Genomic DNA, 12,404 nt, shown 5'->3' on the forward strand with positions numbered 1-12,404 from the left:
AATGAAAGACTTCTGCCCAACCTCGAGCGCTTTTTGTTTTATTTCCCTGTCTCCTTTAATAGCCCTTTAAGTGGGCATACTCCACCCACCTTTTTATTCTTCTTGGTGTTCTGCCTGTCAATACCACTTTGCCAATGACGCCAAAACCATCCTTTTTACCCAAGGAACCTAATGTCCCTTTATGAACAAGTTTTTTCTTTGATTGAGGTGCCTTGTAATTTAAAACATCAATTAAATAATCCCCCACTTGACAGCCTTGCTGTTTAGCTATTTGAGCACTTGGAGCAAAGGCGGTAGAGGAACAGTCTCCAACAGCAAAGACCTGTGGATAACGTATCAAGCGATGGTTTTGATCAATTATCAATCTTCCTAAAGGGTCTTTTTCTGCTTCCAACTGGCGAACAACCGACGTTGGATGAACGCCGGCAGCCCAAATGATGACATCCGCTTCTTGGCGCTCTCCGTTATTATAAATAGCTTTGTGGCGTATATATTCAATGTTAGAATGATTGATCACCTGAACATCATGTTTGTTTAACCACTCATGAACATGCAACTGAATCCTATCGGAAAATGTTTTTAAAATCCGATGGCCACGCTCAACGATATGTATATTTAAATCCTTGCGTGACTCTCTTAACTCACTGGCGAGTTCAACACCCGACAACCCTCCACCGATAATTTTAACGGTACCATAAGGTTTTGTGTTTTGGATACTTTCATACGTTTTTCGCGTGTTTTCTATCGTTTGAATGCTTTTGGCTACAGGCGCTGCCCCTTTGATAGTATGAAACCTATCTTCTGATCCTAAGGCAATAATTAAATAATGAAAGGGAATTTCTTGATCCACTGTGAAAACAATCTGTGATTTTAAATCTATGCGAGAAACTTCACTACAGACTTTTCTTAAGCACTCATGTTCTGGGAAATCCATTCTTAACCTGTCATCAGACAGCGTTCCCGCCGCTAAAGCATGGTATTCTGTCTTTATTGAATGAAACGGATGTCGATCGACCAAAGTAATATAGAAAGGTTGTTTCAGCTCCTTTGTGGTTAATAATTTGACTATCTCAAGACCTCCATATCCCCCGCCTAAAATAACTATATGGATCATGAGTCCCTCCTCATATGATCTTCTATCCATACTGAGCACCTGTCGTTCTTCTCGATAATCCATTTTACGATGACAGTGTTCAACATATGATAAAAGCTGAGACAACAATTTGCCGACATAAATTCAATACTATGAAGCTTAAGATAAACGGGTGAAATTCTATTCATACAGGATAAATAACGATAAGGAGTGAAAAATAGTCAAAAGAGGTGATGACTCATGGACTTCCCAACCATTCAAACCAATTTCTGGGATGCCGTTACAGCCGTACCCATTGTTATGATTCTTACGGAGCTTTTAAAATTTTTTCTGAAAATCCCGAAAAAATTTGTCCCGACAACTTCCCTTATTCTTGGATTAGCCATCTCCATTTTTATAAGCCATAAACATCATCTCGTCGCAGGAATTTTCATGGGATGGTTTTATGGATATGCAGTTATTGGCTCATACGCCTCATTAAAAACTGCCTTTTTATCTTTTCGGGGAGAGAACCCCGAAAAATAATTTCCGGTGAAACCATTCAAAAAGCCCCAACATTAATGTAAAATGCTGAGGCTTTTAAAATGATAGTCCGTTAATCAAAGATATCACCCAGTTTATCTAAAAAGGACTTCTTCTTTTTAGGTTTTGGATACGTTGATTTTCCTGAAGGATGATGATGTTTTCTAGGATCATACTCATCATACCACTGATTAAATGGTTGTTGAAAATCACGAGCTTCTTTTAAAAGCTTATCCAGTTCTCCGCGATCAAGCCATACCCCTTTACATTGCGGACAGATGTCAATGAGTACCCCTTCTTTTTCAACTTCCCGCATACGAATTGAGTCACAAACCGGACAGTACAATGGAATAACCTCCTTATCTTTATTTATTTAATACGATCACATAAAGCGATGGTTTCAAAAAACCCGCTGTTAAGATGACGTTTTATAGGCTTCATTATATTCCTTACATTTTGCTTTTTCTCTCATTCCCGTTGTTTGCGGATAATGTGCGATAATCCTCGGATTGATGAAAAGCAAAAATTTTCGCCACTCGATTAAACCTCTTTCCAACTACAATCCCTGCAAACAGGGACTTCTGTCCGGTTTTTGGATTGGTATAAAGGTAAATGGATTCTGGTTCTCTAAATCCTTCTCGCCACTTTCCATCACTTTCTCGACCAAAATCACAAGTCAATATCCCTTTCATTGTTCCTGTACTCATATCAAAACGAATAAGACGCCACGGATCTACAATCCCTTTCTTATTGGAAGTTCCCGTATACCAATAGAGATCATAGCCATCTGTCGTCATCCCTTGCATCGTCTGCGTGTATTTGGAGGGAAGAGTAAAAGTCGCTAATACTTTATTTTTTCCTTTTTTGACATCCTGGAGTTTTCGCAGCTCTATTGATTGTGAACGATCGGGGTGAACAATTCTAAAAGCAATCGTCCCATTCTTTTGATCAATGGTCGGCGTCATGTACTCTTCAGTAAATCGATCATACGCTTTGACTGTACTGCCATCTATAACGGTTCCTGGTTGATAAGGAAAACGGACAAGTTTGTGCTCTCCCTTTGCGTTTGAATAATACGACCAGATGTACACCTTTCCCTTTTCATTTTCTATACCAAAAGTTGTGCCATGCCCGCCATATTTACAGGCCATCCAATCAAGCATCATACCGTTTTGATCGAGATGTACGATACGAAAACTTTGAATAGCTCCACTTTCGAGCTGATTGTCCACTTGGGTTGCGTAGATATCCCCCGTTGCTTCATCAATAGCCATACATTGTAAGACTGTCGATCCAAATAATTTTAGAGTTGTAAAGTAGGTGGCTCGAGAATCAGTAAAGTCAAAGTCTTGGGCAGACTTCCCCATTGCAAGGACTTGTTCCAACCGTACGTTAAAGTTTGAAAGCTCAGTGTTGATTGATTGAACGATCACTGGATGACTTATGGCAACCGGTTCAAACAAGGACTATCCCTTCCTTTGAAAAATATTATTGCGTATAATATCCTTCACCTTTTGCCACTTTATACTTTTTTACGTTTATCCATTTAGGGCACAACAATTTTTGCCGCCAACATTCTACACTAACACCCCCCTTAACACCCTTAACGCTCACGCTTTTCGATCTTAAAGGGGGGCCTTTTAATAAGAGGGGAAAAGATGGTGTGTTCAATCTGCCTCCTCCATCCTCCTGATCCATCTATAAAATTGTAACAGTAAAAATAAAAGAATAGGATCCATGATTAATGAATACCAGAAATTCCACCAACCATAATTAAAATATCCCCAAGGTTCTGGCAATAATGTGACCAGTTCATAAAGTGAAATCATGAGGACCCATACAAAAACATAAATAATACGTTTAAAGAGATTGGCACTTCATGGATACCAATTTAAAAACATCATGTTTACCGGCGGAACTAATATCATGTGAGGAAGTAATCCTAAATACTCTACTTTATCCTTATAAAAATACCAATAGCCTTTTAATTTTAGCTCAATAATAACATCAAAACACACTTGAAAAGCTATTGTGAAATTCCAGATGTGAACTATCTGGTTTTTTGTTAAGTTCTTTACAAATATAAGGGCTAATAAATTTAATAAAATGATTGCAAACATTAATCCGATCATAAAATTTCCCTTTTATTTACATAAGATGTCTTTTCTTCGTAGAATTATTCTAAGTGAGTGTTCTCAAATATCGAATGTCTCTTTACTTATAATGTAACCCTTAATAAATAGAATAAACCTCCTTTTCGCAAAATAAACAGTATGCCTGTATTCAGCTTTTTCCTTAGAAAAAATAAAAAACCCATTTTACTGGGCTTCTATCATCGCTCTCGCTTGATCATCATAATTGGTGAAAACAGCATCTACTTGCCATCGCTTTAACTCTTCCATTGTTTCTCGATCGTTGACCGTCCAAACATGAACAACTAATCCTAGTTCATGAGCTCTCTTAATAAACGCGCGATTCATTGTCGTCACATCGGGTCCCACACCCACTGCATAGTTTTTAATAGTGCTTAAGCTCATTTTCGAGGCATCGCCGAGTTGAATGGTCTCAACTTCCGGAAATTCTCTATGAATGGATTTAAGACTGTCAGCATCGAACGATTCAATGATGACATGACCCTTTTTTTCGCCTGACCCTATTAAATGATGTTTTTTAAGGATATCCAACAAGCTCTGGTTCATTTTTCCGTACTCTTGAGGTTTTTTCATTTCAATATAGTAGTTCACACTATTTCCGAAATGGCGAATAATCTCTTCCAATGTAGGGACCTTTAGTCCTTTATAACTTGCCTTTGCTTGATCCGGGTTGGCTTTATTAAACCAAGAGCCAGCGTCCAATTGTTTAATTTTCTTCAAGGTTAAAGCTTTAACTTGACCATGACCGTTTGTGGTTCTGTCCACTGTATCGTCATGCATGGCAATAAGATCCCCATCTTTTGTCATTTGTAAATCAATTTCAATATAGTCAGCCCCTTGTTTTTTGGCAAGCTCATAGGCTGCCATTGTATGTTCGGGGGCATAGCCCGATGCTCCACGGTGAGCAATGACCATCAAGTGATCGTCCTTTAATTTATGTTCAAGCTTATTATTGGGATAACTATTAGCAACTGAAATATTGGAACAACCGACAACCAAGAAGAAGAGAACTCCCATTATAAGGCTCATCCATCTGCTCATCACGAGAAGCTCCTATGATTTTACATCCATAAATCCTTCTCCTCGTCATATTCCTCTAAATCTTCTTCGAACCCTTCATATTCTTGATCAAAAACATCCTCACTAACAAGGGGATGTTCATCCTTGGCTTGTCTTTTAAAGAAACTAAAACATTTAAACATGGTCGTCACCTGACCTTCTTTTTTCTTTAAGCATACCCTCCTTTTATTGAGACGATGCTAAGGCAATTTTAATTCCCTATGTTATTGTGTTAGGAATGGTAAAAGCTTCGTAAATTCTTTGAATATAGCAAGAGGAACGTGAGCTTAAAGGGGAATAGCGATGACAGGTTAGGGGAAAGTAACAAAAGTTAAGTGTTAATGCGATGAAGGAGATATCTCAGATGTTAATTAGTCCTCCTAAAAATATAAAAACACTCGTTAACGATCAATATACGCTGCTAGATGACGCACATAGTAAATTAAACGCCATTTGGACCCATCATATCTTTCTCTCATTGGGCTGGTGGACATCTTTATTTATGACTGTTGTCCCTTGGATTGTTTGGTTTATCTTTAGAAACAAGGAGAGTCAAACACGCTTATTATTGGGCGGGTTGTGGGCGATCTTTATTTCTACGTGGTTAGATTATGTAGGAGTGACAATGGGATTATGGAGATACTATAATAAACTTATACCCCTAATGCCTGACTTTATCCCTTGGGATTTTGCTCTCATGCCAGTGACTATCATGTTTTTGTTACAAATTAAACCAAAGCTAAATCCTTTTATTAAAGGGCTCATTTTTTCAGGAATGACAGCACTTCTCGCAGAACCTTTGTTTTTAAAATTAGGATATTACAAATATTCTGGTTGGCATTTCTTTTTATCGTTCCCATTTTTCATCATCATATATCTTATTGCTCATTACTTGGCTAATGGTAAGTCTACTCACCCACTCCGATAACTTGCACTTATTCTAAAAAAAGAATGACATGTCCAATCGGAATCGGGTCACAATTTGCTAGGAGTCGCTACTTCAGCCATAAGGTCCTTTTACTAATTTTAATAGCCACCCTATGTATTTATTTTATTCTCCCTTTTTCTTCAAACTCTCTTTATGATCAAAATCATGCGCCCTTTTAAGTCAGAAGGTTCACACATCTCCTAGTCAAATTTAAGATATTAGCAATAAATTCTTTACAAGCAAAGAATGACGTTGTAACATATCTTTATCCAAATGACTTAAATCCATATATCGCTGAATTTCTTATGAAAACGGGGAAACCAATTTTTTGTGATCATTCACTTGGGGTGAATCCTTCATGGTAGGGCGATGCTTTCACGTCCGAATCCGACAGCTAACCTCGTAAGCGTTTGAAAGAAACAACGTGTTCTCTGACTTCAAAGACCACAGAGTGTTTCTCTGTGGCTTTTTTTATGCTTTTTAAAGGAGATGTTCTCGTGATTATTGGAAGATATACTGACTTAGCACGTGTTGAGGAGATGTCTAATTGAAAAGGTTATTAAGGATAAATTGGAACGCGCCTCAACTGCTTACCTGTATCTATTGTTTTATTATTGCTGTAGGGTCTTGTCTTTTGATGCTCCCATTTGCTACAACAAAAGGCATATCCTTTTTGGATACTTTATTCACTGCAACCTCTGCCATTACCGTAACAGGTTTAATTGTCGTTGACACCGGCCATGCCTTTACGTTGTTTGGTCAAATGATCATTCTTATCCTCATCCAACTCGGTGGATTAGGGATTATGTCTTTTGCCGTATTCATATATATACTACTCGGAAGAAAAATTGGTTTAAAAGAGCGAATTTTAATTCAACAATCAATTAATCAATCGCATTTTGGCGGGATAATCTTTGTTGCAAGACGTTTGCTTGTCTATTCCCTCATGTGTGAGTTTGTAGGTGCATTATTTCTTGCTTGCCGCTGGATTCCAGAATTAGGTTGGGCCAAAGGCATTTATGCCGCTATCTTTCATTCCATTTCAGCATTTAATAACGCTGGTTTTTCGACTTGGTCAGACAGTCTTTCCCAATATGTCGCCGATCCGATTATCAATTTTGTGATTTCAGCCCTATTCATTATCGGAGGCTTAGGATTCACAGTCCTTTTGGATATATGGAATAAAAAAACGTTTAGATCTCTTACGCTTCAAACCAAATTAATGATCTATGGAACGCTGCTGCTTAACTTTATAGCTGTTTTTGCTGTGTTTATTTTAGAATACAGTAACCCGCATACCCTTGGTCATTTATCATTACCAGGAAAATTATGGGCATCCTATTTTCAAGGTGTCGTTCCGAGGACAGCCGGTTTCAATACTATTGATATTGGAAACTTGCATAGCTCCACTCTTTTTTTGATGTGTATACTCATGTTTATCGGAGCAGGCAGTGGTTCTACCGGTGGGGGTATAAAGCTAACCACTTTTATAGCGATGGTTTTATGTGTCGTCACCTTTTTACGTGGGAAGTCTGATGTTGTTATCTTTAATCGAACGATCCCACAATCACAAATTATTCGGTCTTTATCTGTTGCTTTTCTGGCTTCATCTTTAATATTTACAGCTGTTTTTGTGTTAATTATTACTGAGAAAGCCCCCCTGATAGAAATACTATTTGAGGCGATTTCTGCCTTCGGTACTGTTGGGATGTCTATGGGGTTAACAGCTAGCCTCACATGTATCGGTAAAATTGTCATTATGATTGTGATGTTTATTGGAAAACTTGGCCCACTCACACTCGCGTTTTCTTTTATCAAGAAAAATGAAGCACTCATTCGTCATCCAGAAGAAGATATCTTGACGGGTTAATCGAGTAACATTGAGTCTAATAATAGGTAAGTGCATGAAGGTCTCTAAATGCCGACGATTAGCCCTCTAAATTAGGTGCAAAAAAGCGTTTCTGAACAAACAGAGACGCTTTTTATCCGAAGATGAGGTGACTTTCTTGCGTTAAAATCAACTATAGGATTACAGACATCTTAATACATTAAAAATCAGGGGTATCTAAAGTGCAATGATAACTGCTCATTGTATCAATACTAAAGCGTCTTAGGAATAGTGCCCTCAGGCATGAAGCCATCTTTTCCTAAATAATAGTGCCTGTTGGGCTTAATATCATGGTCAAGTTCATACACCAATGGAATACCAGTGGGAATGTTTAAGCTCGCAATGCCATCTGCCGGAACTTGATCCAAATATTTAATCAAGGCTCGTATGGTATTGCCATGTGCTGAAATGATGATTCTTTTCCCCGCTTTAATTTGCGGTTCAATATGATGAGTCCAATACGCTACAACTCTTTGCTCCGTATCTAAAAGATTTTCAGTTAGTGGAATATCAATCCCTTTATACTTAGGGTTAGAGGCTTCATATCTTGGATCATTTTTATCTAAAGCCGGGGGTCTTACCTGCGTCGATCTTCTCCACAAATGCACCTGTTCCTCCCCAAACTTTTTAGCGGTTTCCGCCTTATTTAATCCTTGCAAGGCACCGTAATGCCTTTCATTTAACATCCAGGTTTTATAAACAGGGATCCACATCATATCCAATTCATGCAAGGCAATCCATAATGTACGAATGGCCCTTTTAAGTAAAGATGTATAAGCAACATCAAAACTATACCCGTTTTCTCTTAGAATAATCCCTGCTTTTCTGGCTTCTTCCAGTCCTGCATTTGACAAATCCACGTCAGTCCAGCCTGTAAATCTATTTTCAAGGTTCCAAAGACTTTGCCCATGGCGAATGAGTACCACTTTCACCGAACATTCTCCCTTCCTCTTCTACTAACAGGTTGTTCTAATTTTATTATTATAACTCAAAGAGACTTTATGTTATGTCTAGAAAGGTATCCTTTGTTACTTAAGCAACAGAATTATTTAACAAACAACTAAATGTTATTATGAAAAAGCCGAGGGATATTTAAAAAAAATTTATAAATGAGAGGGAAGCTCCATCATTAAATTTTAAAACGACATTTGGGGAAGGAAACAAAATGAATAGAGCTCTTTGTTGTTTTTTGGTTAATTTTAGCCTCCCTCTATGCTTCATTATCAACGACGATATTTATGACAAAGTGACCCAAGCTTAATCCAGTAGGTCACTTTGTAACAACCTGAAGGAATATCCTTTCTCATGGTAAATAGAAATCACTATCTTTTTAATTCAAGAAAATATCAACTATATCCTCTATCTTTATAAACTTGGTAAATCCAGTATCCGTGATAAATTTTATTTTACGCTCAACTGGATCGACTTTCCTAACCTCGCCAGTAAAAGTCTCCCTTTTCCTAGAAGAGTGATTATAATAGGTCACGTTGACGTCTAGGTTTTCATGGAGAGAGGTTTGAATAGCTTCATCAAATTGCTCAAGTTTTTGATCGGCTACTTCGGGTTTCTCCTCAGCATTCATTAAATGGTCTTCCCATTCGCGTAACATTTTGACATGCTCCGGCAGCATCATCGCTGACCACTTCTTGGCTCCACGATCATTAATCATGAGGCCACCCTCGCTTTCTTAACCCGCTTCCAACCTAGGATATTTTCTATATAAAAAGTCCTTATTTGTTTACGTGTGTAGCAATAGGCAATCACTAGTGAGGCGTTTTGCTTTATAATTCGTATTTTTCTTTGACTCATTGAGTTGGAGGCATCTAAGTAGATTATTTCCAAGATATCGCCAATATGATTTCTTAAATCCATTAGTTTAGGCCTCCTTTAGTACCCGAATAATCCTGGGCTTAGACCTTCGTTTCAAACGATTTAAATCTATATGGGCAGCGCTCGCTGATTTTAAACCGACAAAATCTCTTCGTTCGCTGTTTGTAGGAGGGGCTCCCATCTGTTCTGTCAAAATAATTATTGCCTCAAGCATACGTTCAGATGTCTTCATCTTTTATCTCCTTTTCGACCTTATGTTTTAGGCTCGATGGCCACCAATCTTACTTACTCGATCAAGCATAACTCCCCCAGGGGTATAGCTTCTTGCCCGTAACAACGCACCAGATCCGAATTTATCTCTAATAGCATCCATAGCATATCCCAGATCATGCTTCTTTGACACATCGTTAAATAAATCAAGCTGTATGTGATCATCACTTGCAAGGTTGGTTATCGAGACGTTAATTTGTCTAACAACTTCCCCTCGGTAATTCTCATCAAATAGTTGGAGACACACCTTATAAATATCTGAGGTTAAGTTGGTGTAGTTGTCCAGTGATCGAGAGCGACTAAAGCCGCCACCTCCTTCTGTTTTAGAAAAACCACATCCGAAGTGGATTGTACGACCAGCCATGCGCGCCTTCCTCGTTCGCCTAGCAACTTCCTCAGATAATTCCAGAATTACTGTTTCAATTTCGTTTCGATTATCATAATCCCGAAGCAATGTAATCCCATGACCAATGCCTTTTTGCTCGGTGTAATGGCTACTGCCTATGACGGGTGACAAATCAACGCCGTTGGCATGGTAATACAGTTGCTCCCCCATCACCCCAAAGCGTCTCTTTAATATGTGTAACGGGTAATTTGCCAACTGTCCCAGTGTTGTAATGCCGAATCTATTTAAGTTCCTTTCCATTCGTCGACCAATACCCCAAACATCGATTAGGGGGAGTGGCCATAGTTTTTGTGGAATATCCTCATATCGACATTCTGCTATACCTTCTCTCTTCGCTTCGGTATCCAAGATAACCTTAGCAAGAAACTTATTAGGCCCAATGCCCACACACGACGGCAATCCATACACATTTAATATCTTGTCTTTTATTTTTTTTGCGACTTCCCATCGATCGCCAAAAAGTTTTTCAGTCCCATCTACACAGAGCCAAGATTCATCAACACTGTAAGTATGAATGGCCTCTACAGGGACAAATTCATTAAATAATTTTGTGATGCCCATGGATATTTTCAGGTAATCCCCCATATGCGCCTCAGCAATGATAATCCTTGGATCGTCGGGCACCTCAAAAAGTCGGTGGGTTGCTTTGATGTTAAAGTCTCTCTTCATCGCTGGACTAGAGGCTAGAATAACACTACCTGAGCGCGTCCGATCCCCTATAACAATAAGGTGGGTTGTCATTGGGTCAAGCCCACGCCTGACGCACTCAATAGACGCATAAAAGCTTTTCATATCAATACAAAGAACGTTATGTTTCGGCAAATTCTCATAGTCGATCATCATACTCGACCTCTCTTTCTTTATAGAGAACATTTATTCTTAGAAACATTTATTCTTATTATATGCGAATGTCCGTTCTTTATTCAATAGTATTTTTTGGCATAAAAAAATGACCAACTTGGTGGTCAAATCTTCTGAGCAACTTCAGGTATATCGTTTTTAGGTGATCCAACTAAATCAGGTACTTCTTATGCGACCATTTGGTTGGCGTCATATGGAATTAACATCAACCTATGGTTTCAATGTCATTAAGTGTTCGATCAAACCATTCTGATTCTCTGTCTCGGGGTAGGATAACGGGCATACGATGTGATCTCACACATGGGTTCATTTGGTTCAGTAGTCATTATGAATAATGCGGCCATCATCATCTTTCTAACGATCCCATAGTCTGGCAAAAGCGCACGGTTCACCATTTTTCAAATGGATGGGATACGGGTGTTCGGTATTGTTATTTAGCCTTTTCATTTGTGTTCCTATTAATTTTCTTAATTAAATATTCGGTCTGTATTTGCCCAATAATTGCGGCTACTATCATATTGATGATATTAAATATGATAAAGGTCTTTAAAGTTTTATTATTTTTCATTAGTAGCTTCATATTAACCTCCTTATATTAATCATAAGATGCTTATTTATTTCATGTCGCTGATATTCACATCAAAAATGGTTAAGAGAAACACAATCACAGCAACCGAAATCCCCCAAGCCAATAACGGCCTTTTATGATGAATGGGTAAGATAATAAAAATTAAAAAAGTCATAAAAGCGGACCAACCTATATTCCAACCATTATGATATGTAATAAATCCTAATTTATTATCTATATATTCGATCATTAAATATATCGTTGACCAAATGAAGAACCAAAGGGTACGTTTTTTGATTCCGTTTGGAAAGCGCCCCAAATAAATGAGCACTGTTGCACTATAAGAAACGGTCATTGCTAAAAGAGTAATTAGAGTATGATTAGGTAAGATTATGTCTCGAAAGACCCACATCGATTTATTGTAGAGTAAAAAGTTATATAAAAAATCACCAGTGATTAGAAAAAGGATGGTTGGGTAATATTCTTTCCAATGTCTCCAATCACCCCAAATAACCCCTGCGATCAAATATAAAAAGTTTACCAAAAGATACATATGATCATCCTAATGGATACGACATTATTGCCATTATTCCCATAATCAGTATGTAAAATAACTAAATGGATGACTTAAACCTACATGTAAAAAAGCCTTCAAAAATTAAAAGGCTTTGATTCTTTCTACTGTTATTTAATAGGTCCCATGACCAAGTCTTACCTTGGCAGTAGAGAAATTCACTATTTTTAGATTGCAATCGCCCGATAATCATAACCACCCTTCCAAAGGGTGGTTTGCACAAAGGCTATAAGCCTAAACTACCGGCCGGCG

14 protein-coding genes and 1 riboswitch are annotated in these 12,404 nt (G+C 38.1%); of the genes, 3 read left to right on the forward strand and 11 right to left on the reverse strand.

Annotated elements, in window-relative coordinates; all coding sequences use genetic code 11:
• Positions 1 to 55: 55 nt before the first annotated feature.
• Complete coding sequence (locus IEV91_RS09045) at positions 56 to 1,114, reverse strand: NAD(P)/FAD-dependent oxidoreductase (protein ID WP_188497098.1); 1,059 nt, start codon at positions 1,112 to 1,114, stop codon at positions 56 to 58.
• Between the two features lie 219 nt (positions 1,115 to 1,333).
• Here IEV91_RS09045 and IEV91_RS09050 point away from each other — a divergent pair, with 219 nt between their 5' ends.
• Positions 1,334 to 1,618: a hypothetical protein gene (locus IEV91_RS09050; RefSeq protein ID WP_188497099.1), complete on the forward strand. Its 285-nt coding sequence runs from the start codon at positions 1,334 to 1,336 to the stop codon at positions 1,616 to 1,618.
• Positions 1,619 to 1,688: 70 nt separating this feature from the next.
• Here the strand turns inward: IEV91_RS09050 and IEV91_RS09055 are convergent, their stop codons facing one another.
• The 4 genes from IEV91_RS09055 to IEV91_RS09070 all read right to left on the reverse strand — a co-directional run bounded on the left by IEV91_RS09055 (position 1,689) and on the right by IEV91_RS09070 (position 4,970).
• A complete protein-coding gene (locus tag IEV91_RS09055) occupies positions 1,689 to 1,961 on the reverse strand; it encodes a TFIIB-type zinc ribbon-containing protein (protein WP_188497100.1) in 273 nt (90 codons plus the stop codon).
• A gap of 103 nt (positions 1,962 to 2,064) precedes the next feature.
• On the reverse strand, positions 2,065 to 3,078 hold the full coding sequence (locus IEV91_RS09060; protein ID WP_188497101.1) for a phage baseplate protein: 1,014 nt from the start codon (positions 3,076 to 3,078) through the stop codon (positions 2,065 to 2,067).
• Positions 3,079 to 3,933: 855 nt separating this feature from the next.
• Positions 3,934 to 4,809 (reverse strand): glycerophosphodiester phosphodiesterase, encoded by an 876-nt coding sequence (locus tag IEV91_RS09065; protein ID WP_229745488.1) that lies wholly within the window; start codon positions 4,807 to 4,809, stop codon positions 3,934 to 3,936.
• Between the two features lie 20 nt (positions 4,810 to 4,829).
• Entirely contained in the window at positions 4,830 to 4,970 is a 141-nt protein-coding gene (locus IEV91_RS09070; protein WP_188497102.1) for a hypothetical protein, read from the reverse strand.
• Positions 4,971 to 5,191: 221 nt separating this feature from the next.
• On the opposite strand from IEV91_RS09070, the gene IEV91_RS09075 reads away from it, so the two are divergent.
• Together IEV91_RS09075 and IEV91_RS09080 are read left to right on the forward strand one after the other, a co-directional pair.
• Complete coding sequence (locus IEV91_RS09075) at positions 5,192 to 5,755, forward strand: CBO0543 family protein (protein WP_188497103.1); 564 nt, start codon at positions 5,192 to 5,194, stop codon at positions 5,753 to 5,755.
• A gap of 282 nt (positions 5,756 to 6,037) precedes the next feature.
• Positions 6,038 to 6,179: riboswitch (cyclic di-AMP (ydaO/yuaA leader) on the forward strand.
• A gap of 123 nt (positions 6,180 to 6,302) precedes the next feature.
• Entirely contained in the window at positions 6,303 to 7,625 is a 1,323-nt protein-coding gene (locus IEV91_RS09080; protein WP_229745489.1) for a TrkH family potassium uptake protein, read from the forward strand.
• Positions 7,626 to 7,855: 230 nt separating this feature from the next.
• On the opposite strand, the gene gpmA is transcribed toward IEV91_RS09080, so the two are convergent.
• The 6 genes from gpmA to IEV91_RS09110 all read right to left on the reverse strand — a co-directional run bounded on the left by gpmA (position 7,856) and on the right by IEV91_RS09110 (position 12,131).
• Entirely contained in the window at positions 7,856 to 8,575 is a 720-nt protein-coding gene (gpmA, locus tag IEV91_RS09085) for a 2,3-diphosphoglycerate-dependent phosphoglycerate mutase (protein WP_188497104.1), read from the reverse strand.
• A 398-nt stretch (positions 8,576 to 8,973) separates the two neighbouring features.
• Positions 8,974 to 9,312 (reverse strand): YolD-like family protein, encoded by a 339-nt coding sequence (locus tag IEV91_RS09090; protein ID WP_188497105.1) that lies wholly within the window; start codon positions 9,310 to 9,312, stop codon positions 8,974 to 8,976.
• Positions 9,309 to 9,515 (reverse strand): hypothetical protein, encoded by a 207-nt coding sequence (locus IEV91_RS09095; protein WP_188497106.1) that lies wholly within the window; start codon positions 9,513 to 9,515, stop codon positions 9,309 to 9,311. Before IEV91_RS09095 ends, IEV91_RS09090 begins: the two co-directional genes overlap by 4 nt.
• A gap of 4 nt (positions 9,516 to 9,519) precedes the next feature.
• Positions 9,520 to 9,705 carry a transcriptional regulator gene (locus tag IEV91_RS09100; RefSeq protein WP_188497107.1) on the reverse strand — a complete coding sequence of 62 codons (186 nt, stop codon included), beginning with the start codon at positions 9,703 to 9,705 and terminating at the stop codon, positions 9,520 to 9,522.
• Between the two features lie 27 nt (positions 9,706 to 9,732).
• On the reverse strand, positions 9,733 to 10,992 hold the full coding sequence (locus IEV91_RS09105; RefSeq protein ID WP_188497108.1) for a DNA polymerase IV: 1,260 nt from the start codon (positions 10,990 to 10,992) through the stop codon (positions 9,733 to 9,735).
• A 632-nt stretch (positions 10,993 to 11,624) separates the two neighbouring features.
• Positions 11,625 to 12,131: a CBO0543 family protein gene (locus IEV91_RS09110; protein WP_188497109.1), complete on the reverse strand. Its 507-nt coding sequence runs from the start codon at positions 12,129 to 12,131 to the stop codon at positions 11,625 to 11,627.
• Positions 12,132 to 12,404: the final 273 nt, after the last annotated feature.

The organism is Pullulanibacillus pueri, from assembly GCF_014639255.1.
GTDB classification, from domain to species: domain Bacteria; phylum Bacillota; class Bacilli; order Bacillales; family Sporolactobacillaceae; genus Pullulanibacillus; species Pullulanibacillus pueri.

Coding starts and splice junctions, on each gene's coding strand:
- IEV91_RS09070 (WP_188497102.1), bottom strand. CDS start 4,970: ATGTTTAAATGTTTTAGTTTCTTTAAAAGACAAGCCAAGGATGAACAT.
- IEV91_RS09110 (WP_188497109.1), bottom strand. CDS start 12,131: ATGTATCTTTTGGTAAACTTTTTATATTTGATCGCAGGGGTTATTTGG.
- IEV91_RS09075 (WP_188497103.1), top strand. CDS start 5,192: ATGTTAATTAGTCCTCCTAAAAATATAAAAACACTCGTTAACGATCAA.
- IEV91_RS09105 (WP_188497108.1), bottom strand. CDS start 10,992: ATGATGATCGACTATGAGAATTTGCCGAAACATAACGTTCTTTGTATT.
- IEV91_RS09045 (WP_188497098.1), bottom strand. CDS start 1,114: ATGATCCATATAGTTATTTTAGGCGGGGGATATGGAGGTCTTGAGATA.
- IEV91_RS09050 (WP_188497099.1), top strand. CDS start 1,334: ATGGACTTCCCAACCATTCAAACCAATTTCTGGGATGCCGTTACAGCC.
- IEV91_RS09095 (WP_188497106.1), bottom strand. CDS start 9,515: ATGGATTTAAGAAATCATATTGGCGATATCTTGGAAATAATCTACTTA.
- IEV91_RS09100 (WP_188497107.1), bottom strand. CDS start 9,705: ATGAAGACATCTGAACGTATGCTTGAGGCAATAATTATTTTGACAGAA.
- IEV91_RS09090 (WP_188497105.1), bottom strand. CDS start 9,312: ATGATTAATGATCGTGGAGCCAAGAAGTGGTCAGCGATGATGCTGCCG.
- IEV91_RS09065 (WP_229745488.1), bottom strand. CDS start 4,809: ATGAGCAGATGGATGAGCCTTATAATGGGAGTTCTCTTCTTCTTGGTT.